General features: G+C 67.9%; 25 protein-coding genes. 21 read left to right on the top strand and 4 right to left on the bottom strand.

Features of this window, described 5'->3' with window-relative positions:
- Positions 1-8 precede the first annotated feature (8 nt).
- The 20 genes from ACETK8_RS11680 (at position 9) to ACETK8_RS11585 (ending at position 18,857) form a co-directional block, all read left to right on the top strand.
- On the top strand, positions 9-368 hold the full coding sequence (locus ACETK8_RS11680) for a GFA family protein (protein ID WP_374036103.1): 360 nt from the start codon (positions 9-11) through the stop codon (positions 366-368).
- A 16-nt stretch (positions 369-384) separates the two neighbouring features.
- Complete coding sequence (dacB, locus tag ACETK8_RS11675) at positions 385-1,857, top strand: D-alanyl-D-alanine carboxypeptidase/D-alanyl-D-alanine endopeptidase (RefSeq protein WP_374036102.1); 1,473 nt, start codon at positions 385-387, stop codon at positions 1,855-1,857.
- A 48-nt stretch (positions 1,858-1,905) separates the two neighbouring features.
- Positions 1,906-2,553 carry a hypothetical protein gene (locus ACETK8_RS11670; protein ID WP_374036101.1) on the top strand — a complete coding sequence of 216 codons (648 nt, stop codon included), beginning with the start codon at positions 1,906-1,908 and terminating at the stop codon, positions 2,551-2,553.
- Between the two features lie 162 nt (positions 2,554-2,715).
- The gene (gene rpsB, locus ACETK8_RS11665; RefSeq protein WP_374036100.1) at positions 2,716-3,576 is read left to right on the top strand and encodes a 30S ribosomal protein S2; all 861 of its coding nucleotides are present in this window, start codon (positions 2,716-2,718) and stop codon (positions 3,574-3,576) included.
- Between the two features lie 97 nt (positions 3,577-3,673).
- Positions 3,674-4,618, top strand: coding sequence for a translation elongation factor Ts (gene tsf, locus ACETK8_RS11660; RefSeq protein ID WP_374036099.1), 945 nt, complete (start codon positions 3,674-3,676; stop codon positions 4,616-4,618).
- Positions 4,619-4,763: 145 nt separating this feature from the next.
- A complete protein-coding gene (pyrH, locus tag ACETK8_RS11655) occupies positions 4,764-5,504 on the top strand; it encodes a UMP kinase (protein WP_374036098.1) in 741 nt (246 codons plus the stop codon).
- A 29-nt stretch (positions 5,505-5,533) separates the two neighbouring features.
- Entirely contained in the window at positions 5,534-6,091 is a 558-nt protein-coding gene (frr, locus tag ACETK8_RS11650; RefSeq protein WP_374036097.1) for a ribosome recycling factor, read from the top strand.
- A 32-nt stretch (positions 6,092-6,123) separates the two neighbouring features.
- Positions 6,124-6,879: a polyprenyl diphosphate synthase gene (gene uppS, locus ACETK8_RS11645; protein WP_374036096.1), complete on the top strand. Its 756-nt coding sequence runs from the start codon at positions 6,124-6,126 to the stop codon at positions 6,877-6,879.
- Complete coding sequence (locus ACETK8_RS11640; protein ID WP_374036095.1) at positions 6,879-7,697, top strand: phosphatidate cytidylyltransferase; 819 nt, start codon at positions 6,879-6,881, stop codon at positions 7,695-7,697. Before uppS ends, ACETK8_RS11640 begins: the two co-directional genes overlap by 1 nt.
- The gene (gene dxr, locus ACETK8_RS11635; protein WP_374036094.1) at positions 7,694-8,890 is read left to right on the top strand and encodes a 1-deoxy-D-xylulose-5-phosphate reductoisomerase; all 1,197 of its coding nucleotides are present in this window, start codon (positions 7,694-7,696) and stop codon (positions 8,888-8,890) included. Before ACETK8_RS11640 ends, dxr begins: the two co-directional genes overlap by 4 nt.
- Positions 8,891-8,920: 30 nt before the next feature.
- Positions 8,921-10,138 carry a M50 family metallopeptidase gene (locus ACETK8_RS11630; protein WP_374036093.1) on the top strand — a complete coding sequence of 406 codons (1,218 nt, stop codon included), beginning with the start codon at positions 8,921-8,923 and terminating at the stop codon, positions 10,136-10,138.
- A 29-nt stretch (positions 10,139-10,167) separates the two neighbouring features.
- Positions 10,168-12,603 (top strand): outer membrane protein assembly factor BamA, encoded by a 2,436-nt coding sequence (gene bamA / locus ACETK8_RS11625; protein ID WP_374036092.1) that lies wholly within the window; start codon positions 10,168-10,170, stop codon positions 12,601-12,603.
- Positions 12,604-12,634: 31 nt separating this feature from the next.
- Entirely contained in the window at positions 12,635-13,213 is a 579-nt protein-coding gene (locus tag ACETK8_RS11620; RefSeq protein ID WP_374036091.1) for an OmpH family outer membrane protein, read from the top strand.
- Positions 13,213-14,238, top strand: coding sequence for a UDP-3-O-(3-hydroxymyristoyl)glucosamine N-acyltransferase (lpxD, locus tag ACETK8_RS11615; RefSeq protein ID WP_374036090.1), 1,026 nt, complete (start codon positions 13,213-13,215; stop codon positions 14,236-14,238). Before ACETK8_RS11620 ends, lpxD begins: the two co-directional genes overlap by 1 nt.
- The gene (fabZ, locus tag ACETK8_RS11610; RefSeq protein WP_374036089.1) at positions 14,231-14,713 is read left to right on the top strand and encodes a 3-hydroxyacyl-ACP dehydratase FabZ; all 483 of its coding nucleotides are present in this window, start codon (positions 14,231-14,233) and stop codon (positions 14,711-14,713) included. The genes lpxD and fabZ overlap by 8 nt, the downstream gene beginning before the upstream one ends.
- A complete protein-coding gene (gene lpxA, locus ACETK8_RS11605) occupies positions 14,710-15,495 on the top strand; it encodes an acyl-ACP--UDP-N-acetylglucosamine O-acyltransferase (RefSeq protein WP_374036088.1) in 786 nt (261 codons plus the stop codon). The genes fabZ and lpxA overlap by 4 nt, the downstream gene beginning before the upstream one ends.
- Positions 15,495-16,331, top strand: a complete 837-nt coding sequence (gene lpxI, locus ACETK8_RS11600; protein ID WP_374036087.1) for a UDP-2,3-diacylglucosamine diphosphatase — start codon at positions 15,495-15,497, stop codon at positions 16,329-16,331. Before lpxA ends, lpxI begins: the two co-directional genes overlap by 1 nt.
- Positions 16,328-17,479, top strand: coding sequence for a lipid-A-disaccharide synthase (gene lpxB, locus ACETK8_RS11595; RefSeq protein WP_374036086.1), 1,152 nt, complete (start codon positions 16,328-16,330; stop codon positions 17,477-17,479). Before lpxI ends, lpxB begins: the two co-directional genes overlap by 4 nt.
- Positions 17,476-18,474, top strand: a complete 999-nt coding sequence (locus ACETK8_RS11590; RefSeq protein ID WP_374036085.1) for an FUSC family protein — start codon at positions 17,476-17,478, stop codon at positions 18,472-18,474. Before lpxB ends, ACETK8_RS11590 begins: the two co-directional genes overlap by 4 nt.
- A 56-nt stretch (positions 18,475-18,530) precedes the next feature.
- Positions 18,531-18,857 carry an EF-hand domain-containing protein gene (locus ACETK8_RS11585; protein WP_374036084.1) on the top strand — a complete coding sequence of 109 codons (327 nt, stop codon included), beginning with the start codon at positions 18,531-18,533 and terminating at the stop codon, positions 18,855-18,857.
- A gap of 354 nt (positions 18,858-19,211) precedes the next feature.
- Here ACETK8_RS11585 and lepB read toward each other — a convergent pair whose 3' ends face one another.
- Together lepB and ACETK8_RS11575 are read right to left on the bottom strand one after the other, a co-directional pair.
- Entirely contained in the window at positions 19,212-19,973 is a 762-nt protein-coding gene (lepB, locus tag ACETK8_RS11580; protein WP_374036083.1) for a signal peptidase I, read from the bottom strand.
- 84 nt (positions 19,974-20,057) lie between these two features.
- Positions 20,058-20,294, bottom strand: coding sequence for an SDR family oxidoreductase (locus ACETK8_RS11575; RefSeq protein WP_374036082.1), 237 nt, complete (start codon positions 20,292-20,294; stop codon positions 20,058-20,060).
- A 12-nt stretch (positions 20,295-20,306) separates the two neighbouring features.
- Here ACETK8_RS11575 and ACETK8_RS11570 point away from each other — a divergent pair, with 12 nt between their 5' ends.
- A complete protein-coding gene (locus ACETK8_RS11570; protein WP_374036081.1) occupies positions 20,307-21,047 on the top strand; it encodes an AraC family transcriptional regulator in 741 nt (246 codons plus the stop codon).
- 9 nt (positions 21,048-21,056) lie between these two features.
- Here ACETK8_RS11570 and gltA read toward each other — a convergent pair whose 3' ends face one another.
- Positions 21,057-22,358: a citrate synthase gene (gene gltA, locus ACETK8_RS11565; protein ID WP_374036080.1), complete on the bottom strand. Its 1,302-nt coding sequence runs from the start codon at positions 22,356-22,358 to the stop codon at positions 21,057-21,059.
- 65 nt (positions 22,359-22,423) lie between these two features.
- Positions 22,424-23,842, bottom strand: a complete 1,419-nt coding sequence (gene gltX / locus ACETK8_RS11560; protein ID WP_374036079.1) for a glutamate--tRNA ligase — start codon at positions 23,840-23,842, stop codon at positions 22,424-22,426.
- Positions 23,843-23,885: the final 43 nt, after the last annotated feature.

The raw sequence follows: 23,885 nt of genomic DNA, 5'->3' as shown, positions 1-23,885 counted from the left end.
GAGGGGCCATGGCCGAGACTCATACGGGGAGCTGTCACTGCGGGGCCGTGGCCTTCGAAGTCGAGACGGACCTCGAGATGGTCATGGAGTGCAACTGCACCCACTGTTTCCGCACGGGCGTCTGGCTGACCTTCGTGGAGCCAGAGGCGTTTCGGCTGACCAAGGGTGAGGAGGCGATCCAGGAGTATCTCTTCAACACCAGGAAGATCCGCCACTTCCTATGCAAGACCTGCGGCGTGGAGACCCACGGCGAGGGCGCGGGACCGGACGGCAAGGTGAACGTCGCGGTCAATGTGCGCTGCCTGAGCGATATCGCACCGTTCAGCGTGACGCCGACGATGCGGTTCGATGGGCTGCACCAGATCTGACGCCGGGCGGCGTGGCGTGACCGGGGGCGTGCGCGGTCTGCTGGTCGCGGTCGCGCTGTCGCTTGGGGCCTGCGCGTCCGTGGGTGGTGGGGGCGAGCCGCCAGCGGTCGCCCTGCTGGACGATCCCGGCCTCGGCGGCACACGCTGGGGCTTGCTGGCGATCACGACGGATGGACAGACGGTGGCGTCGGTGCGGGCGGACGACCGTTTCGTTCCGGCGTCCAACACCAAGATCTTCGTCACGGCGACGGCCTTTGCGCGGCTGGAAGGGCTGGATGCGCCCGGCGACGACGGGACCTCGGTGCGGCTGGAGCCGGACAGGGAGGGCCCGCCCGATGTGGTTCTGGTCGGGGCGGGGGATGCCCTGTTGGGCGACGGACCGGGCTGCGTCGAGACCTGTCTGGCGGAATTGGCCGATGCAGTGGCGGCGCGGATCCGACGGGTCGATGACGTCGTCGGCGACGACCGGCTCTATCCCGACGAGCGCTGGGGGCCCGGCTGGAGCTGGGACGACATGCAGACGTCCTTCGGGACGGCGGTCTCGGCCCTGACCGTGAACGACAATGTGGTGGTGGCCGAGGTCGCGCCGGGCGAGGCGGTGGGCGCGCCGGTGCGGGCGAACTGGCGGGCGGGCGACGACCTGCTGATGCTGGAGAACGCAGCGGCCACGGCGGCGGAAGGCGAGGGCGACCTGCGGCTGGAGCGCCAGCCGGGGTCGGATGTGGTGCGACTGTATGGGCGGCTGCCCGTCGGGTCGGCGCCGCTGACCTTGCGGATCGGGATCGACGATCCGGCGGAGACGGCAGCCCTGCGGTTTCGGCGGCTGCTGGAACAGCGCGGCGTGCTGGTCGAGGGCGAGGCTAGGGCGCGGCATCGACCTCTGGCGCTGTCGGACGACCCGGCGGCGCGAACCGGTGCGGCCGAGCGGGAGCCCGAGGACGGCGTCGAGGTCGCACGACTGGCGCGGCGGCCGCTGAGCCTCAGTCTCCAGCGCATCGGCAAGAACAGCCAGAACCTGCATGCGGAGCTGATGCTGCGGCGGCTGGGGCTGATCGAGGGGACGGGATCGCGCGCCGACGGTCTGGCCCTGGTCGAGGCCGAGATGGCCGAGGCGGGGGTGACGCGCGCGGCGTTCGACCTGCACGACGGGTCGGGCATGTCGGTCTACAACCGCGTCAGCCCTCGTGCGGCGGCGGACTTCCTGCGCTGGACGATGAGCCAGCCCTGGGGCGAGGCGTGGCGGGCAAGCCTGCCGGTCGGCGGGCGGGACGGGACGCTGTCGCGGCGGTTCGTCGGTACGGCGCTGGAGGGGAAGATCTTCGCCAAGACCGGCAGTCTGAACGGAGTGAATGCCTTGGCGGGCTTCCTGACGGCGGCGAGCGGGCGGATGCTGGTGTTCGCCGTCTACGCCAACGACCGGCCTTCGACGGCGGGTTCGGTGACCGAGGTCATGGACCGGATGCTGGTCGCCCTTGCGGCGGCGAACTGACGGGTTCAGCCTCAGGGCCAAGCTGAACGGCCGGAGGGCGAGAGGACGATGGATCGACGCGGGTTCGCGCTGGGTCTGACGGCGACGGGAGCGCTGGCGGCGGCCTGTTCACGAGCGACCTCGGCGACAAGTGAGGCGGGCGAGTTTCAGGTGCGGCCCGACCTCTACGCCTGCGAAGGCTGCGAGGCGGTGGCCGAGACCGACCCGGCGGGCCTGTCGTGGACGGCGACCCTGGCGGGAGCGACAGAGCCGGGCGAGCGGATGCGGCTGAGCGGACAGGTCTTCGCGGTCGATGGCTTCACGCCCGCGCCGAATGTCATCGTCTACGCCCATCACACCAACGCCGAGGGCCTCTATGCGAACGGGGCGCCGGATACGGTCTGGAGCCGGCGGCACGGGCGGCTGCGCGGCTGGGTCAAGACGAATGCCGACGGCCGCTACGCCTTCGACAGCATCAAGCCGGCCCCCTATCCGGACATGTCGATGCCGGCGCATGTGCATCTGTTCGTCGGCGAGCCGGGGCGGCGGCCCTACTATATCGACGATGCGGTCTTCGACGGGGAGTTCGGCGTCGATGAGGCCTATCGGCGGTGTCAGGAGCTGCGGGGCGGGTCCGGCATCATGCGGCTGAAGCGTGGGTCTGACGGCGTGCTGGAGGCCGTGCGCGACATCCGGCTGGAGCCCCATCCGGCCTGAGGGCGGCTGCGCTTGCGTTTTCGGGTCTTCCCGACTATATGCCCGCCCACTTCACACGCAGGCGTGGCGCGCTCAGGGAGAAATCCTGGTCGCTCCGTTCCGAGGGACCAGCCGGTCCTTTCACCGTCTGCGGCGGAATAATCGGAAAAAGGACTTCCAAAGATGGCTCTGCCTGAATTCTCCATGCGTACCCTGCTCGAAGCGGGCGCCCACTTCGGCCACCAGACGCACCGCTGGAACCCGAAGATGGAGCGCTACATCTTCGGCGCGCGCTCGAACATCCACATCATCGACCTGTCGCAGACGATGCCGCTGTTCCACCAGGCTCTGGTGGCCGTGCGTGAAGTCGCCGCCAAGGGCGGTCGCGTCCTGTTCGTCGGCACCAAGCGCCAGGCCGCAGAGCCGGTCGCCGAAGCCGCCAAGCGCTGCGCCCAGTACTACATGAACAACCGTTGGCTCGGCGGCACGCTGACCAACTGGAAGACCGTTTCGGGTTCGATCGCCCGTCTGCGCGAACTGGAAGCCCTGATGGAGCGCGGCGGTGAAGGCCGCGTCAAGAAGGAGCTGCTGACGCTGCAGCGCGAGAAGGACAAGCTGGAACTGTCGCTGGGCGGCATCAAGGACATGGGCTCGATCCCGGACATCATGTTCGTGATCGACACCAACAAGGAATCGATCGCGATCCAGGAAGCCCGCAAGCTGAACATCCCGATCATCGCCATCCTGGACACCAACTCGGATCCGGACGGCATCACCTATCCGGTCCCGGGCAACGACGACGCCGCCCGCGCCATCCAGACCTACTGCGACCTGATCGCCGACGCCGTCCTGGACGGCCTGGCCGCCGGCGCCTCGAACGCCGGTGTCGATCTGGGCGCCTCGATCAACCCGGAAGAGCCGATGCTGCGTGAAGCCTCGGCCCCCGTCGCCGCCGACGCCGCCCCCGAGGGCGCCGAGGCCGTCGCCGAGGAAATCCTGGCCGCTTCGGGCGAAGAAGCCGCCGAAGAGACCACCAACGCCTGATCCGGATCCGGTCCGGTGACGGACCGACCGCGAAACTGACACGCGGCCGGGGTAACACCCGGCCGCACACGTATTTCAAGACCTCAGGAGACCAGAAATGGCCGAGATCACCGCCGCCCTCGTTATGGAACTCCGCGCCAAGTCCGGCGTCGGCATGATGGACTGCAAGAAGGCCCTGCAAGAGACCGACGGCGACATCAACGCCGCGATCGACTGGCTGCGCGCCAAGGGCCTGTCCAAGGCCGCCAAGAAGGCCGACCGCGTCGCCGCGGAAGGCCTGGTCGCCGTCGCCTCGAAGGAAGAAGGCAAGGGTGAAGTCGGCGCCGCCATCGAGTTCAACGCCGAAACGGACTTCGTCTCGCGCAACGAACTGTTCCAGAACGCCGCCAACGCCTTCGCCGCCCGCGCCCTGGAGCACGACACCGTCGAGGCCCTGCACGGCGCCACGCTGGAGAACGGCAACTCGATCCAGGAAGAGATCACCAACATGATCGCCACCATCGGCGAGAACATGCAGCTGCGTCGCGCGGCTCGCCTGTCGGTCGATGAAGGCGTCGTGGCTTCCTACGTCCACAACGCGGTGTCGCCGGGCGTCGGCCGCATCGGCGTGCTGGTCGCCCTGCACGGCGGCGGCGACAAGACCGCCCTGCGCGAGCTGGGCCGCAAGATCGCCATGCACGTCGCCGCCACGGCCCCGCTGTCGCTGAACACGGACGACCTGGACCCGGCCGCCATCGAGAAGGAACGCGAAGTCCTGACCGAGAAGGCCAAGGAAGAAGGCCGCCCGGAAAACATGATCGCCAAGATCGTGGACGGCCAGATCGCCAAGTTCCAGAAGGACGTGGTGCTGACCAAGCAGCCGTTCGTCATGAACCCGGACCTGACCATCGAACAGCTGGTCGCCGACACGGGCAAGGAACTGGGCGCTCCGGGCCTGCACCTGGCCGGCTTCGTGCGTCTGGCCCTGGGCGAAGGTGTGGAGAAGGTCGAGGGTCCGGACTTCGCTTCGGAAGTCGCCTCGATGATGGCCGGCCAAGCCTAACCATACTTTCCTCGGGTCGGGCGTCGCTGCGCTCCTTGGCCCGAGGATGACGAAGCTCTAAGGCAGGGGCGCGTTCGGCTTTGAAGCCGGACGCGCCCTTCGTTTATAAGCTTCCAGGCCGATTCCGCCGGCCGCAGGATTTCCCATGCCCATGCCCGCCGAGTTTCGTTATCGCCGCGTCCTTCTGAAGGTGTCCGGCGAGGTGCTGATGGGCGACCAGCCCTATGGCATCGATATGAACACGGTGGCCGAGGTGGCCGCGGCCGTGGCCAGCGTCGCCAGCGAGGGCGTCGAGATCTGTCTGGTCATCGGCGGCGGCAACATCTTCCGCGGCCTGTCGAAGGCGGCAGGCGACATGGATCGCGCCACGGCGGACCAGATGGGCATGCTGGCGACCGTCATGAACGCCCTGGCCATGCAGGCGGCGCTCGAGAAGATCGGCGTGCAGACGCGGGTCCAGAGCGCCCTGACCATGCCGGCCGTAGCCGAGGCCTACATCCGCCGTCGGGCGCTGCGTCACCTCGAGAAGGGCCGGGTCGTGATCTTCGCCGCCGGCGTCGGCGCGCCCTTCTTCACGACCGATTCGGGCGCCGCCCTGCGCGCCGCCGAAATGGGCTGCGACGCGCTGCTGAAGGGCACCAGCGTGGACGGCGTCTATACCGCCGACCCGAAGAAGGACCCGAAGGCGACCCGTTACGATACCCTGACCTATCAGGAGGTCCTGGCGAAGGATCTTAAGGTCATGGACGCCTCGGCCGTCGCCCTGATGCGCGACAGCGGCATCCCGATCGTGGTCTTCTCCATTCGGGAGGAGGGATCCTTCCGCCGCGTGCTGAGCGGCGAGGGCGCCTTCACCGTGATTTCCGACACTCCTCCGGCCGCCTGAGCGACCCTCCAGAAACGAAAGAAACGACCATGGCCAAGCCCGATCTGAAGACCTACCGCGACCGCATGGACAAGTCCGTGACCGCGCTGAAGGAAGAATTCTCGGGTCTGCGCACCGGACGCGCCAACGCCGGCCTGCTGGAGCCCGTGCGGGTCGAGGCCTATGGCTCGGCCTCGCCGCTGAACGCCGTGGCCGCCATCAGCGTGCCCGAGCCGCGCATGATCTCGGTTAGCGTCTGGGATAAGGGCATGGTTTCGGCGGTCGAGAAGGCCATCCGCAACGCCAACCTGGGCCTGAACCCCATCGTCGATGGCCAGACCCTGCGCATCCCGGTGCCGCCCCTGACCGAAGAGCGCCGCAAGGACCTGGTCAAGCTGGCCGGGAAATATGCCGAACAGCAGAAGATCGCCGTCCGCAACGTGCGCCGCGACGCCAACGAGGACCTGAAGAAGGCCGAGAAGGCGGGCGAGATCAGCCAGGACGAACAGAAGAAGATGGAGACCGAGGTCCAGAAGGACACGGACGCGGCCATCAAGCGCATCGACGAGACCTTGAAGACCAAGGAAGTTGAGATCATGCAGGTCTGAGGCTTCCTCGGACCTCGACAGGACGGACACGAATGACGGCCCCCACCGGCGGCGCGCCTACCCCCGAAGCGGGTCCCAGGCACGTCGCACTGATCATGGACGGCAACGGTCGCTGGGCGCAGGCTCGCGGTCTGCCCCGGGCCATGGGCCATCGCGAGGGCGTCCAGGCGCTGAAACGCACGGTTCAGGCCGCGCCCGACTTCGGCATCGAATGCCTGACGGTGTTCGGTTTCTCGACCGAGAACTGGCGGCGTCCGGCGGAAGAGGTCTCCGACCTGATGGGTCTGGTCCGGTCTTATGTGGCTAGCGATCTGAACCGGTTGGAAAAGAACGGCGTGCGGGTGCGCGTGCTGGGTCGCCGGACAGGCCTGCCCGCGGACATCGCTGCGATCATCGAGCGCGCCGAGCGGTCGACGGCGCACAACACCCGCTTCCTGCTGCAGGTCGCCTTCAACTACGGCGGCCGGGCGGACATCGTCGATGCGGCCCAGGCCTATGTGGACCGGCTGCTGGCGGGCCAGGCGAGCGGGCCGCTGGACGAGGCCTCGCTGGGGCTGGGTCTGTCCACGGAGGGCGGACCGCCGGTGGATCTGATCGTGCGGACCTCGGGCGAGCAGAGACTGTCGAACTTCCTCCTGTGGGAAGCGGCCTATGCCGAGCTTGTCTATCAGAACGTGCTGTGGCCCGACTACGGCCATGAGGCCCTGGCCGATGCGGTGCGCCAGTACCAGCAACGGGACCGGCGGTTCGGAGCGATCGCGGTCGAGCCCGCCCTCGCGACCGGCTGATGGCGTTCAAGGTGCGCGACATGGGCCTGCGCGCGGCCTCGGCCCTGGTGCTGGCCCCGGCCGCCCTGTTCGCCGTCTGGCTGGGCGACCCGTGGATCGTCGGCGTCCTTCTGATCGCCTGTGTCGTCCTGTCCATGGAATGGGCCCGGATGAGCGCGCCGAAGGACTGGAAGGCCATCGCCGCCGCGGTCGCCCTGGCTCTTGTTGCGACCCTTCTGTCCAACCCGACCGACGCCCTGTCGTTCAGCCTGGTGGTGCTGGTCTTCGGGGCCGCCGCAGCGGGCGTGTTCGCGCGGGCGCGAAAACAGTCGGGCGTCGATGCGGCCTACGGCGTCCTCTATCTGGGCTGGCCGGCGCTTTTGCTGATCTGGCTGAGGGACGGGAACACGGCCGTCGGCTTCTATTGGGTGACCCTCGCCTTCGTGGTGGCGTGGGCGTCCGACATTGTGGCCTTCCTGGTCGGCAGCGCCGTGGGCGGGCCGAAGCTCTGGCCGCGCTATTCGCCCAACAAGACATGGTCCGGCTTCATCGGCGGCCTGATCGCCGGCACGATCGCGGGGGGCGCTATGGCCGCCTTGCCGGAGACCGGCATCGCCTCCCTGGAATGGAGCGCCCTCTTGGGCTTCTGCGCCGCCCTGGCGACCATGGCGGGCGACCTGTGGGAATCGGCGCTTAAGCGTCGCTTCGGGGTCAAGGACGCGGGCAATCTGATTCCCGGTCATGGCGGGCTGATGGACCGGGTGGACGGGCTGATGTTCGCCATCGTCATCGTCGCCATCGGCCGCACCCTCTGGCACTATTTCGGCGGCGGCGCGTGATCCGGCGTCGCGTGACCGTGCTCGGCTCCACCGGATCGGTGGGCGCTTCGACGCTGGACCTGATGGAACAGGCGGAGGCGGCGGGGACGGGATCTTTCGAGGTCACGGCCCTGACCGGCGGCCAGAACATCGAACGACTGGCCGAGCAGGCGAGGCGCTGGCGTCCCGCCGTCGCGGTGACGGCCGATCCGAACAGGCTTGAGGCGCTCAGAGCCGCACTGGCCGGGACCGGCATCGACGCGGCGGCGGGAGAGGCGGCCATCGTCGAGGCAGCGACCCGCCCGAGCGATCTGGTCATGGCCTCCATCGTCGGAGCGGCGGGGCTGAAATCCGCCTGGGCCGCCGCTGCGACCGGCGCGACCCTGGCCCTGGCCAACAAGGAGAGCCTGGTCTGCTGCGGCTCGGCCCTGATCGAACGGGTCAAGGCCAGCGGCGGGCGGTTGATCCCGGTCGATTCCGAACACTCCGCCATCTTCCAGGTCTTCCCGGCCGAGGCGCCCGAGCGGGTGTCGAAGCTGATCCTGACGGCGTCTGGCGGGCCGTTCCGCAACAGGACGCGCGCCGAGATGGCCGCCATGACGCCGGAACAAGCCGTGGCCCATCCGAACTGGAGCATGGGGGCCAAGATCTCGGTCGACAGCGCCACCATGGCCAACAAGGGCCTGGAGATGATCGAGGCCGCCTATCTGTTCGACATGCCGGCGGCGAAGATCGACGTGGTCGTCCACCCGGAATCGATCATCCACAGTCTGGTGGAGTTCATCGACGGCTCGACCCTGGCCCAGATGGGGCCGCCGGACATGAAGACGCCCATCGCCTGCGCCCTGGCCTGGCCCGACCGGATGGCCTGGCCCGCGCCGAAGCTGGACCTGGCCGCGCTGGGCCGTCTGACGTTCGAGGCGCCCGACATCGAGCGATTCCCGTCGCTCCGGCTGGCGCGCGAAGCGCTGGAGGCGGGCAGGGGGGCGCCGACCGTCTTCAACGCCGCCAATGAGGTGGCCGCCATCGCCTTCCTTGACCGACGTCTGGCCTTTCTCAATATTGCCGCAGTCGTCGCCGAAACCCTTGATCGGATGACGAAGATGGGGGCGGACGCCGACTTTGACGATGCCTGCGCCGGTGCGCTCGCGCTCGATGCGCGCGCCCGTCGGGTGGCGGTCGAAATCGTCGGGGATCTGGCGCTCGCCGCCTGAGCCCTTCGGCTGGGTGGGAACGGAGACGGCATGCTGAACACGCTGGGACAGGCCCTGATCTACGTCGTGCCGTTCCTTCTGGTGCTGACGGTGATCGTCACCATCCACGAACTGGGCCACTTTTGGGTCGCCCGCGCCTTTGGCGTGAAGGTCGACCGGTTCGCCATCGGCTTCGGCAAGGCCCTCTACAGCCGGACCGACAAGGACGGGATCGAGTGGCGCGTCGGCTGGATGCCGCTGGGCGGCTATGTGAAATTCTCGGGCGACATGGATGCGTCGAGCGTGCCGGACAGCCGGGGCCTGGATGCGCTGAAGTCCGAAATCATCGCTCGCGACGGCGTCGGGGCCGAGCGCGACTATTTCCATTTCAAGCCGGTGTGGCAGCGGATGCTGATCGTCGCCGCAGGGCCGGTCGCCAACTTCATCCTGGCCATCTTCATCTTCACCCTGTTGTTCTCGCTGGTGGGCGTGGAATTGCGCCCCGCGCGGGTCGCCGAGGTCGGGGCGGGCTCTCCGGCCGCCGCGGCAGGGTTCCAGCCGGGCGATCTGATCACGGCCATCGACGGCCGGATCATCGCCGACGCCGGGGAGGTGACGCGCAAGGTCAGCCTGTCGGCCGGCGATCCGGTGCGATTCACGGTCGAGCGGGGCGGGGCGGAGATCGAACTGGTCGCCACGCCCATACGCCGGACTGAGACCGATCCCATCGCCGGGCGGGTCAGTGTGGGCCGCATCGGCCTGGGCCTGGCCTCCGCGGTCTCCGAGACGCGTCACGTCCGCTACAACCCCATCCAGGCCGTCGGACGGGGTATTCAGGAGACGGGCGACATTCTGGGCACGACCCTGACCTATCTGGGCCGCATCTTCACCGGCCGTGAATCGGGCGATCAACTGAGCGGCCCCCTAGGGATCGCCAAGGCGTCCGGCGCCCTGACCACGGCCGCCGTGGCCGCCAATCCCGATCCGATGGCCACGGTGTTGAACCTTCTGCTGACGCTGACGAGCTTCGCCGCCATACTTTCGATCGGAATCGGCTTTCTAAACCTCCTGCCCATCCCGGTTCTGGATGGCGGACATCTGGTCTTCTACGCCTACGAAGCTGTGGCGAAGAAACCCGTTGCCGCCGCTGTTCAGGAGGCCGGGTACCGGGTCGGTCTTGCTTTGCTCGCAGGTTTGATGTTGTTCGCCACCTGGAACGACCTGCAGAAGTTGAACCTGTTCAAATTCCTCGGCGGGCTCGTCAGTTGAGCCGACGCCAGCCCCCGATGGTTTCCCGCATGATCCTGAACGACCTCCGCGCCGCTACGAATACGGGTGACCGCAACCTGCGCAGGACCTGCGCGGCCACGGCCAGCCTTTTGGCGCTTGTCGCGGGGACGCCGGCCCTGGCCCAGACCGCGCCGGCCGCCGCCCAGCCGGCTCCCGCCGCGCCCGCGCAGCAACAGGCGCCGGTCGCCGCGCCCGCGGAAACCGGCGTGGTCAACCGCATCCTGGTGCAAGGCAACCAGCGGATCGACCAGACCACCGTCCTGTCCTATTTGCCGATCCAGCCGGGGGACACGATCGATCCGGTCGTCCTGGACGTCGCCATCCGCACCCTGGACCGCACCCAGCTGTTCGCTGACGTGCAGATCGGCCTGCAGCCCAACGGCGACCTGGTCGTCCGCATCGTCGAGAACCCCATCATCAACCAGGTGGTGTTCGAGGGGAACGGCGCGATCAGCGAGGACAAGCTCCGCAAGGAAGTCACCATCTCGCCGCGCGGCATCTACACGCGCGCCCGGATCCAGGAGGATGTGGGCAAGATCATCGAGCTGTACCGCCTGTCGGGCCGCATTTCGGCGACCGTGACGCCCAAGCTGGTCCAGCTGGAGCAGAATCGCGTCGACGTCGTCTTCGAGATCGACGAAGGCCCGGAGACCGGCGTCCAGTCCATCACCTTCCTGGGCAACAGCGCCTTCTCGGACGGCGAACTGCGCGAGGTCATGGTGACCAAGCAGTCGCGCTGGTGGCGGCTGTTCACCAAGAACGACAACTACGACCCGGGTCGTCTGGATTACGACCGCGAGCAGCTGCGGAAATTCTATACGAACCGGGGCTATTACGACTTCCGCATCACCTCGGCCGTGGCCGAGCTGAAACCGGACGACAGCGCCTTCGCCATGACCCTGACGCTGGACGAGGGCGATCGCTACAATTTCGGCGAGATCAACGTCGTCACCCAGAACGACCGTCTGAACGCCGACTTCCTGAAGATGCTCCTGCCGATCCGCGCGGGCGACCTCTACGAGAGCGACAAGATCGAGAGCTCGGTCGACGCCCTGACCTTCGCGGCAGGCTCGGCCGGTTACGCCTTCGTCGACATCAACCCGACGTATCGGCCGAACCCGGAGACGGACACGGTCGACGTCACGTTCAACGTGTCCGAGGGCCAGCGCGTCTACGTCGATCGCATCAACGTCGTCGGCAACACCCGCACCATCGACCCGGTCATCCGTCGCGAGCTGATGGTGACCGAGGGCGACGCCTTCAACCGCACCCTGCTGGAACGTTCGCGCAACAATCTGCGGGCCCTGGGCTTCTTCAAGGATGTGAAGATCGACGAGACGCGCGGCTCCGCGCCCGACCGTTCGATCGTCAACGTCTCCGTCGAGGAACAGCCCACGGGCGAACTGTCCGTCGGCGCCGGCTTCAGCTCGGTCGACAGCTTCGTGATCAATCTGGGCATCTCGGAGCGGAACTTCCGTGGTCGCGGCCAGAACGTTGTCGCCCGCGTGGAGTGGGGCTCGCTGCGTCAGCAGATCGACTTCCGCTTCACCGAGCCTCGCTTCCTGGGCCGTGACATCGGCGCCGGCTTCGACCTGTTCCACTCGCGCTACAACTTCCAGCGGGCGTCGTCGTTCGACTACCGCTCGACCGGCGCGGGCGTGCGTCTGGGCTTCCCGCTGAACGGCTACAGCCGTCTGCAGATGCGCTATTTCATCAAGGACGACGAAATCATCGTGCCGTTCGGCTACTGTGGCGTGACCGGCGCGGGCTCTTCGGCCCTGTGCGAACAGGTCGGCTCCTCGCTGAACTCCTCGGTCGGCTACACGCTGCTTGTGGATCGCCGGAACGACCCGGTCCGTCCCACGCGCGGCTGGACCGGCTCGCTGCGTCAGGACTTCGCCGGCGTCGGCGGGGACGTGAACTATGTGAAGACCGAGCTGGACACGACCTTCTACTACGGCATCACGCCCAGATGGATCGTCAGCGTTTCAGGCTCCACCGGCTATGTGTCGGGTTGGAGCGGCGATTCGGTCCGCATCAACGACCGCTTCTTCAAGGGCGGCAACAGCTTCCGCGGCTTCGCGAACGCCGGCATGGGTCCGCGCGACCTGGCGACGAACGACTCGCTCGGCGGCAACTTCTATGCCGTCGGCAGTGTCGAACTGACCGTTCCGAACGGCCTGCCGGAGCAGTACGGCATCAAGACCTCGCTGTTCGCCGACGTCGGCACCCTGGGCGTTCTGGACAACCGCTACACCCTGGGATCGAACGGCCTGCAGGACACGACGATCGTGGACGACCTGGCGTTGCGCGCCTCTGCGGGTCTCAGCGTTCACTGGAAATCGCCGATGGGTCCGATCCGGTTCGATTTCAGCCAGATTCTGAGCGAAGCAGAGTACGACCGAACCGAAACCTTCCGCTTTTCGACCTCCACCCAGTTCTAAGCCCGGGTCCGTTGACCCAAAAAGGTTACCTATGAAACTCCTCGCTATCGGCGCTTTCGCCCTGGTCTCGCTGGTCGCCTCGACCGCCGTCGCCCAAACCCAAGGCCCGCAGAACCCCGGTCCGAACATTCCGGGCGTCTGCGTCTATTTCAACCAGCGCCTGCTGGCGACCTCGACCGCCGGTCAGGCTGTCCAGACGCGCATGGAGCAGCTGGCGACCGAGGTTCAGGGCGAGCTGGCTCCCTACGCCACTTCGATCCAGACCGAGATCACGGCCCTGCAACAGGGCGGTCAGGCCGCTGACGCCGACGGCTCGCGCCGCACGGCCCTGCAAGCCCGCATCCAGGAAGCCCAGACCCTGGAGCAGACCCGCCAGGACGAACTGCGCTACACCCTGTCGGAACAGCGCCGCCTGATCTCGGCCGCCGTCGAGCCGATCCTGGTCGCCGTCTATCAGGAGCGCGGCTGCGGCATCCTGATCGACCGTGAGAGCGTCTTCATCCTGAATCCGGCCATGGACGTCACCGATACGGTCATCCAGCGCCTGAACACCGCCCTGCCGACCCTGAGCTTCAACCGCCTGCCGGTTCCGGCCCAAGCGGCTCAGTAATGGCTGAGGGCCTGACGCCCGACGCCCGCTTCTTCGATACGCTGAGCCCGCTCGGCGTCGACGACCTCGCGGCCCTGACGGGCGGCGAGGTCGTTCGCTCTTCGGAGGTCCGCTTCGCCCGCGTCGCCCCTCTGGCGACCGCAGCCGGCGATGCGGTGGCGTTTCTGGGCGACAAGAAGTTCCTGGAGGCGCTGAAGGCGACCTCGGCCGGCTGCGTGATCGTGCCGAAGGAGGCCGTGGACGCGGCGCCGACGGGCGCGGCCGTCATCGTCTCGCGCACGCCGCAGGCCGCCTGGGCCGCCGTGTCCGCAGCCCTGCACCGGCCCGTCGGACTGATCGGCGCGACGACGACCGAGGTCTGCGAAGACGAGACCGTGACCATCGAGCCGGGCGTGGTGCTGGGTCAGGGCGCACGCATCGGGCACGGCACACGGATCGGCGCCAACACCGTCATCGGGCCGGGCGTGCAGATCGGCCGTGACTGCGACATCGGACCGAACGTCACCATCCGCTTCTCTCTGATCGGCGATCGGGTGAAGATCTACGCCGGGGCGCGGCTGGGCGAGGCCGGGTTCGGCGCGGCCGGCGGAGCCAACGGCGCGGTCGACGTGCCCCAACTCGGCCGGGTGATCGTGCAGGACAATGTGACCCTGGGCGCCAACACCTGCGTGGATCGCGGGGCGTTCGACGACACGGTCATCGGCGAGAATACGAAGGTCGATAATCTTGTGATGATCGCCCACAACTGCGTCATCGGGCGGAACGTCCTGATCGCGGGCCAGACGGGCATTTCGGGCTCCGTGACGGTCGGCGACGGCGTCATGTTCGGCGGTCAGGCCGGTGTCGGGGACCACTTCAAGATCGGCGTCGGGGCCCGCGTGGCGGCCGGCGGCGGTGTGCTGGGCGATGTTCCGGCGGGTGAGACCTGGTCCGGCTATCCGGCCAAGCCGATCCGTCAGTTCTTGCGCGAGACCGTCTGGGTGTCCAAACAGGCCTCCAGAAAAGGAAAGCGGACGGATGACTGAGGCAGGCGAAACCGAAGCGAACGTGACCATCGACTACGCCGAGGTCATGCGCCGACTGCCCCACCGCTATCCCTTCCTGCTGGTGGACAAGGCTGAGGCCTTCGTGCCCGGGACCTCGATCACGGGCATCAAGAACGTCACGCACAACGAGCCCTTCTTCCCCGGCCACTTCCCGATCGATCCGGTCATGCCGGGCGTGCTGATCGTCGAGGCCATGGCCCAGACGGGCGCCCTGCTGATGTCCAAGACGATGGACGTGGCGGTGGCGGACAAGGTCATCATGTTCATGTCCATCGACGGGGTCCGCTTCCGGAAGCCCGCGCGGCCGGGCGATCAGCTGCGCATGAACGTCATCGTCACCCGCGCCCGCGGCGACGCCTACAAGTTCCGGGGCGAGACCTTCATCGACGGCAAACTGGCCGCCGAGGCCGAGTTCATGGCCATGGTCGTGACCGTGGACCAGCCCGCGTCGTGAGCATCCACCCCACCGCCATGGTCCACCCGGACGCCGTGATCGGCGACGGCGTCGTCATCGGCCCCTGGTCCACGGTTGGGCCGGGCGTGGTGCTGAACGCGGACGTCACCCTGGTCAGCCATGTGGTGGTGCAGCAGGACACGACGGTCGGGGCGCGAACGGTCATCCATCCCTTCGCCGTCATCGGCGGCGATCCCCAGCACAACGGCTACAAGGGCGAAACGGTTCGGCTGGAGATCGGTTCGGACAATTCGATCCGCGAGCATTCGACCTTCAACCGGGGCACGCCCCAGGGTTCTGGCGTCACGCGCGTCGGCTCCAACAGCCTGTTCATGACGGGCGCCCACGTCGGCCACGATGCGGTCGTCGGCGACAATGTGGTCATGGCCAACAACGCGACCCTGGGCGGTCATGCGCGGATCGGGGACAAGGTCTTCCTGGGCGGCCTCTGCGCCGTCCACCAGAACGGCCGGGTGGGGCAGGGCGCCATCGTCGGCGGTCTGGCGGCCGTGACGCGCGACGTCATTCCCTACGGCTCGGCCTGGGGCAACCATGCGAGGCTCCACGGGCTGAACCTGATCGGACTGAAGCGGAAAGGCTACGGCAAGGACGCCGTGCGCCGCCTGCTGGCCGCCTATCGCGACCTGTTCGAGGGCGAGGGCGTGTTCGCCGACCGGCTGGACGCGGTCGAGGCGGGCTACGCCGACCTGCCTGAGATCATGGAGATCGTAGCCTTCATTCGCGAGGACGGCAAACGGCCCCTGTGCCTGCCGGGCGAGTGATGCCGGGCAAGCTGGGCCTGATCGCGGGTGGCGGCGACCTGCCATTGGCTATTGCGGCGCGGTGCGAGGTCGAGGGGCGTCCGCTGTTCGTGGTGCGGCTGGCCAGTTTCGCCGACCCGCATCTGGTCCGCTATCCGCATATCGAGGCGGGCATGGCCGAGATCGGCAAGGTGCTGGCGGCCTTGAAGGCCGAGGGCTGCACCGCCGTCTGTTTCGCGGGCACCGTGAACCGTCCGGATTTCAAGGCGCTGAAGCCCGATCTCAAGGGTGCGATGGTGCTGCCGGGGATCATCGCGGCGGCGACCAAGGGCGACGACGCCCTGCTACGGAAGATACTGTCGGTGTTCGAGGCCGAAGGCTACGCCATCGAGGGCGCCGACGACATCCTGGGCGGCGAGACCCTGCCGGTCGGGGCGCTGGGCCGCGTCACGCCGACGGAGGAACAGCTCTCCGATCTCAGGAAGGCGCTGCGTGTGGCGGAAAAGGCAGGCGAACTCGACATCGGTCAGGGCGCGGTCGTCTGCGACGGTCTTGTGCTGGCCGTCGAGGCCCAAGAGGGCACGGATGCCATGCTGCATCGGGTCGCCAGCCTGCCCGCCGATCTGCGCGGCGCGACCGGGGCGTTGAAGGGCGCGCTCGGCAAGGCGCCCAAGCCGATCCAGGACCTTCGGGTCGACATGCCGGTGATGGGGGCGCGGACGGTGGAGAACGCCGCCGCCGCTGGTCTGGCGGGCGTGGGCGGGATCGCCGGCCATCTGATCCTGATCGACCGCAAGGCGATCATCGAGGCGGCGGACCGACTGGGCCTGTTCGTCTGGGGCGAGGACCGGCGATGAAGATCATGCTGGTGGCCGCCGAGGCGTCGGGCGATGCGCTGGGCGCGGGTCTGGCGAAGGCGCTGCGGGAGCGGCAACCCAGCGTCGCCTTCGTCGGCGTAGGCGGGCCCAAGATGGCGGACGAGGGCGTCCAAAGCCCGTTCGACATCGCCGAGCTGTCGATCCTGGGCTGGCTGGAGGGCCTGCGCGCCTACGGCCGGGTCAAGGCGCGCGTCGCCGACACCGTGGCCGTGGCGGTGCGGGAAAAGCCGGATGCGGTCGTCCTGATCGACAGCTGGGGCTTCACCATCCGGGTGGCCAAGGCGATCCGAGAGGTTCTGCCGGACGTGCCGTTGATCAAATACGTCGGACCGCAGGTCTGGGCCTCGCGACCGGGGCGGGCGAAGACCTTGGCGCATGCGGTCGATCACCTTCTGGCCCTCTACGCCTTCGACGCGCCGTGGTTCGAGCGCGAGGGGCTGGCGACGACCGTGGTCGGGTCGCAGGCCCTGCATGTCGATATGAGCGGGGCCGATCCGGCCGCCTTCCGCGGCACGCGGGGCATCGCGCTCGACGCGCCTGTGCTGCTGGTCCTTCCGGGCAGCCGTCCCAGCGAAATCAAACTGATGACGCCCGTTTATGAGGCGGCGGTCAAACAACTGAAGGCCGAACGGCCGGCGCTGGAGGTCGTGGTGGCTGTCGCAGGCACCGTGGCGGACGACGTCACGGCCCGTGTCGCCGCCTGGCCGTTCCGCGCGCACGTCATTTCCGAGGCCGACAAATACGCGGCCATGAAGGCGGCGACCGTGGCCCTGGCGACCAGCGGCACGGTCTCGACGGAGCTGGCCCTGGCCGGCGCCCCCATGGTCATCGGCTACCGCTTCGCGCCGCTCAGCTATGCGATCATGAAGCCTTTCTTCACCGGCAAGTACGCGACCCTGTTCAACCATGCCGCCGACGAAGAGATCGCGCGCGAACTGATCCAGGCCGATGCGACGCCCGAGAAGGTCGTCGCCGAGGTCGGGCGGTTGCTGGACGATCCGGCGGCGCGTGAGGTCCAGAGCGCGCGCCAGACGGCGGCTCTGGATCTGATGGGCCGGGGCGGGGGCGATCCCTCCGAACTGGCCGCCGACGCCGTCCTGAAGGTCATCGCGGGCAAGGCCCGGTGAGCGTCGTCCGCGCCCTCAGCCCGAGGCGCGCGGCGGAGGTCCGGGCGGCCCTTCAGATGGCCGTGGGCGCCATGGCGGCGCTGTATCTGGCGACGGCGCTGAAACTGCCGTATCCCTACTGGAGCGTGATCTCGGCCATCGTCGTGATCCAGGCCAGTCTGGGCGGCGATGTCCTGACCGTCGCGAGGGACCGCGCCATCGGGACGCTCAGCGGGGCCTTCGTCGGGGCGGCCGTGGCGTTTGTCAGGCCGCCGGGCATGGAGTGGATGGCGCTGGCCATCGCGGCCTCCACGGCGGCCCTTGCTTTCCTGGGCGCCGGTCGGCCCTGGCTGAAGATCGCGCCGGTCACCGCCGCCATCGTCATCGCCGGCGGCACGGGGACGGAAGGACCGGCGCAGCTGGCCGTGGATCGCCTGTTCGAAATCCTGGTCGGCAGCGCGGTCGGGGTGGTCGCCATCCTGGCCCTGTTCCCGCGCCATGCCCGCCACGCCTTTCAATTTCAGGCGCGGGAAACGGCGGGCGAGGCGGCCATGTTGCTGCGTCTTGTGGCCAAGGGCGACGTGAGCGACGCGGCCGAGGTTTCGCGGCGACATACCGACCTGAAGAAGCGGCTCGACAAGCTGGGCGACGCGGCCAAGGCCGTGGTCGATCTGCCGGGCGTGCAGCGTGAGACGGCGGACCGCGCCGCCCTGGCCCGCGCCTTCTGGCGGGTCCGCAGCGACATCGTCATCCTGGGCCGAGGGTTTCAGGGTGAAGGCGCGGCCGAGCGGCTAAAGCCCTGGTCGCTGGACGCCGAGCGGGCGGCCGAACGGCTGGAACGGCTGGCGGCGGGACAGGCGGTGGAGCCGCTGGGGCCGGTCGATTCCACCCTGGCCCTGACGGCGGCGGTGGACAGCGACGACATGGCCCTGGGCGCCGTGGCCATCGGGGTCGCCCACATGCACCGCGATCTGGACGACCTGGCCGAGCGGTTCAGGGACCTCCGGCTGGTGTGACTGGATCGGCAGCGACGGCGGCGCTAGGCTAAGGGCGTTCGATCCCTGGTGACGCCATGACCACGCCCCGACCGCCGAAGAAGAGCGAGACGCTGGAGATCCGGCTGTCGAATGCCGAGAAGCTGGCCTTCATGGCCCGCTGCCGATCGGAAGGCGTCACCGCCAGCGAGGTCGTGCGCGGCCTGATTGAGGCGCCGGTCGTTCGGCCGAAACGGTCTGCGAAGCCGTGGCAGGCTCTCGCGGCGGCCATGGCCGGACTGTTGATCGGCGCGCTCGCGGCGCCTGCGATCGCCGAGGCCCTGCCGGGATCGCGCGCGGCCTTCGATCAGATGGACGCCAACCACGACGGCGTCGTCACCTTCGCCGAGTTCAAGGCCCGCTAGGTTCAATCGACATTCAGCCGCCTTTCAGGCGACATTTTCACCCGTGCACCCCAGCCTTCGCTGGGGTGCACGGGTGTGACGGCTGATCTGAGTATCCGGACTCCAAAACACCGTCCGAAGCGTCCGAAGAGTCCGAAGCGTTCGGATCGTCCATGGCCTCATGACGCGCGCCTCCTGTGAACGGATCAGTATGGGGCCGTTTCGAGGGGCGTTAAGGAAAAGGGCTTTCAGAAGATCGGGGCGTTGGAATCGTTGGCGGATTCCGGGGATGCTTTGCCAACTCCGCCATCGGCTTCATCCGCGGACTTCAGCGAAGGCTGGGGTGGACGGGAAACTCGTAGATGTCGACTGGACCTAGTCGATCGGCCGGAACAACCGGCCCGAGCGCAGGTTGAACCAGGTCCAGGGCTTCCACAGTGCAGCGCCCGGCTTCCATGAGGCGACGACGACCTCCGCCTTGCCGATGACGTTGGTGACGGGCAGCAGGCCCACCCCGACATCCGGCGACCAGCGGCTGTCCAGGGAGTTGTCGCGGTTGTCGCCCATGACGAACAACTGACCCTGGGGCACGATCTGGGCCGGACGATTGTCGCCTTCCAGCCCCTGACCGCCGTCGAAGGTGATGTAGGTGCGGCCGTCCGCCTGACGCTCCTCGACCTGTTCCACGGGGCGGCCGGGCTGGTCGGGATCGAGACCCGGACCCAGCGCGCGCTGAGGCAGGGCGGCGCCGTTGACGATGACCTGTCCGCCGACGACCTCGACCCGGTCGCCGGGCAGGCCGATGACCCGCTTGATCCAGGTCTCCTGCGGCGTGCTGGGGCGACGGAAGACGACGACGTCGCCGCGCTTCGGAAGGCGTTCGAACAGCCGTCCGGACGGCAGGGGCGGGTTGAAGGGCAGGGACGCCCGGCTCCACCCATAGGCGGACTTGGACACCACCAGATAGTCGCCGACCAGAAGCCCCGGCTCCATCGATGCCGAGGGGATGGTGAAGGGCTGATAGGCCACACTTTGGATCAGGACGGCGGCGGTGATGCCGACGGCGATGGTGCGGACCGTGTCGACGATCTCGGCGCGGGCGGACGGCGTCGAAGGGGTTTCGGGCGGCTGGGTCATGGCCGCATGACAGCACCGGCCTCTTCATCACGCCAGCGGAGACGTGTCCGGACACGCGGGGATCATGTCCGGACACGGGCGCCGTCAGACGATGCCGCCGTTGGCGAAGACGGTCTGACCGTTGATCCAGGCGCCCTCGGGCCCGCACAGGGCGGCGATGGTCTCGGCGATGTCCTCGGGCTCGCCAAGACGTCCCAGGGGCGTGCGCTCGACGAAGCCGGCGATCATCTGGGGCGTTTTGCCGTCGGTGAAGAGGGTGGTGTTGACCACGCCCGGCGCGACGGCGTTGACGGTGACGTTCCGTCGGGCCTCATCCTGCAAGGCGCCAAGCATATGACCGTGGGCGCGGAGGCGGCCGTGTTCCGCGCCGGACAGTCGGTCATCGTCGGCGCCGACATGCCTGTCGTCGGCCGGGTGGTCGAGGCGACGGCGGACGACCCCTATCTGGCCATCGCGGTGGAACTCGACATCGGCCTGTTGCGTGAGCTGGCCTTGGACGCCGCGCCGTCATCGTCGAGGGTCGGCGCCCTGTTCGCGGAGGACACGGACGCCTCCATGCTGGACTGCGCCCGGCGGCTGATGGCCCTGCTGGACCGCCCGGAGGCGGCGCCTCTGCTTGCGCCCCTGATCCGGAGGGAACTGCACTACTGGTTGCTGGCCGGACGGCATGGGGCGGCGCTGAGAGAGCTCGCCGCGCCCGAGGGGTATGCCGGGCGGTTGGCGCGGGCTGTGGCGGTGCTGAGGGCGGAGTTCCGCGAGCGCATCCCGGTCGAACGGTTGGCCTCCGAGGCGGGGATGAGCCTGACCGGCTTCCACGCCCATTTCAAACGCATGACCTCCCTCACGCCCGGCCAGTATCAGAAGCGTCTACGGCTGATCGAGGCGCGCCGCCTGATGCGGGACGAAGGCGAGGCGGCGGGCACGGCGGCCTTCGCGCTCGGCTATGAGAGCGTGTCCCAGTTCAGCCGGGACTATCGCCGCCTCTATGGCGACAGCCCGAAACAGGACGCGCTGAAGGCCCATCGCGCGCAAACAAAAACGCCGGAGCCCGAAGGCCCCGGCGTTTCGTGGTGATCGAAGAGATCAGCCCCGGCTCTGGATCGGCACGTAATCGCGTTGCGTCGGGCCGGTATAGAGCTGGCGCGGGCGACCGATCTTCTGCGACGGATCGGCCATCATTTCCTGCCACTGGGCGATCCAGCCCACGGTGCGGGCCAGGGCGAACAGGACGGTGAACATCGAGGTCGGGAAGCCCATCGCCGACAGGGTGATGCCCGAGTAGAAGTCGACGTTCGGGAACAGCTTGCGCGAGGTGAAGTATTCGTCGTTCAGGGCGACCTTCTCCAGCTCCTTGGCGACCAGGAACAGCGGATCGTTCTCGCGGCCCGTGGCGGCCAGCACTTCGTAGGCCGACTGCTGCATGACCTTCGCGCGCGGGTCGTAGTTCTTGTAGACCCGGTGGCCGAAGCCCATCAGCTTGTATTTGCGGTCCTTCACGCCCTGGATGAACTCCGGGATCTTGTCCGGGGTGCCGATCTCTTTCAGCATCGTCAGCGCCTCTTCGTTGGCGCCGCCGTGCGACGGGCCCCACAGGCAGGCGATGCCGGCGGCGATACAGGCGAACGGGTTGGCGCCCGAAGAACCGGCCAGACGGACGGTCGAGGTCGAGGCGTTCTGCTCGTGGTCGGCGTGCAGGGTGAAGATGCGGTCCATGGCGCGGACCAGGGCCGGATCGACCTTGTAGTCCTCGGCCGGGACGGCGAAGCACATGCGCAGGAAGTTCTCGGCGTACGACAGGTCGTTGCGCGGCGAAACGAAGGGCTGGCCGACGTGATATTTGTACGCGCGGGCCGCGATCGTCGGCATCTTGGCGATCAGGCGGATGGCCGAGATGTTGCGCTGGACCGGATCATGGATGTCCAGGCTGTCGTGGTAGAAGGCCGACAGGGCGCCGACCGTGCCGACCATGATCGCCATCGGGTGGGCGTCGCGACGGAAGCCCTCGAAGAAGCGATCGAACTGCGAGTGCAGCATGGTGTGCATGGTGATCGAGTTTTCGAACGCCTCGTACTCGGCGGCGGTCGGCAGTTCGCCGTGCAGCAGGAGGTGGCAGACCTCGACGAAGTTCGATTGCGAGGCCAACTGGTCGATCGGATAGCCGCGGTGCAGCAGGATGCCTTCGTCGCCGTCGATGAAGGTCAGGGCGCTTTCGCACGCCGCCGTCGAGGTGAAACCGGGATCGAAGGTGAAGGCGTCGGTTGCGCCGTACAGCTTGCGGATGTCGATGACGTCCGGACCGGTGGAGCCGGACAGGACCGGCAGATCGACGGTCTTGTCGCCGAGGGTCAGGGTTGCCGTGGCGGTGGGTTTCGAAGCTTCAGTCATAGGCGCCCTTGCTTTCGTGTTCTGTCCGGACGGGAGAAACCCGGACCCCGATTTGTTATGGTTGTTCACTTAGTGTGTTGCAGCGCATCATCCAAGCGCCCAAGCGCTTCTTCTCGCCCCAAAGCGGACAAGGTGCGGGCGATATCGGGCGAGGCGGCACCGCCGGTCAGGGCGGCGCGCATCGGCGGGCCGATCTTTCCGAAGCCGACGCCTTCCTCTTCGGCGAAGGCTTTCAGTTCCGCTTCAAGGGCGAAGACGTCCCAGCTGCCAAACAGGTTGAGGCGATCGCGGACGCGGCCGATGCGGTCGGCGGTCTCTCCGGACAGAAGCGTGCGGGCCTTTTCGTCCAACTCCAGCGGACGGGATTTCAGCACGAAGGCCGTCTGATCGGCCAGTTCCAGCAGGGTCTTGGCCCGGTCCTTCACGAAGGGCATGGCTTGCTGGAGTTTGGCCTCGTCGCCTTCGTTCAGCGTCGCGCCCTTGGCCAGATGGGCGTCCAGCGTCAGTCCGGCCAGACGCTCGTCGGCGGCCAGACGCAGCCAGTGCGAGTTGACGTGGGCCAGCTTGTCGAAGTCGAGGCGGGCCGGCGCCTTGCCGACGCCGTCCAGGTCGAACCAGGCCTTGGCCTGTTCGTCGCCGAACAGTTCGTCGTCGCCATGGGCCCAACCGAGGCGAGCCAGATAGTTGCGCATGGCCTCGGGCAGATAGCCCATCTCGGCATACTCATGCACGGCCTGGGCCCCATGTCGCTTCGACAACTTGGCGCCGTCGGGGCCGTGGATCAGGGGGATGTGGGCGAAGACCGGGCGGGTCCACTCCAGCGCATCGTAGATCAGCGACTGACGCGCGGCGTTGTTCAGGTGGTCGTCGCCGCGAATGACGTGGGTCACCCCCATGTCGTGGTCGTCGACGACGACGGCAAGATTGTAGGTCGGGGCTCCGTCTGACCGCAGCAGGACCAGGTCGTCCAGATCGCCAGCGTCCCAGCTGACCTCGCCCTGGACGGCATCCGGCACGACGACACGGCCGGGCAGGGGGCGACGGAAGCGGACGACGTGCGGCTGAGACAGATCATCGACCGTCGGCTCGCGGTCGCGCCAGGGCGATTCGAAGGTGCGCTTCTCGGCCTTGGCCTCGTCGCGCAGGCGGGCGGTCTCTTCGGCCGGGGTGAAGTCGCGATAGGCGGCGCCACGTTCCAGCAACTGGTCCACGACCTCGCGATGGCGGTCGGCGCGGCTGAACTGGAAGACCGGCTCCTCGTCGGCGAACAGCTCCAGCCAGCTCAGGCCGTCGAAGATGGCCTTCACCGCGTCGTCGGTCGAACGCTCGCGGTCGGTGTCCTCGATCCGAACGAGGAATTTCCCGCCACGCCCCTTCGCGTATAGGTAGTTGAACAGCGCCGTTCTCGCGCCTCCGATGTGGAGGTAGCCGGTGGGCGAGGGGGCAAAACGGGTGACGACCTGGGGGGAGGAATCTGCGGGCATAGCGAAGGGGTCCGAACGGGCCGCCCTTATACCCCCCGATGCG

The organism is Brevundimonas staleyi, assembly GCF_041893865.1.
GTDB lineage: Bacteria > Pseudomonadota > Alphaproteobacteria > Caulobacterales > Caulobacteraceae > Brevundimonas > Brevundimonas staleyi.
This window is presented reverse-complemented; position numbering and strand designations above follow the sequence as displayed.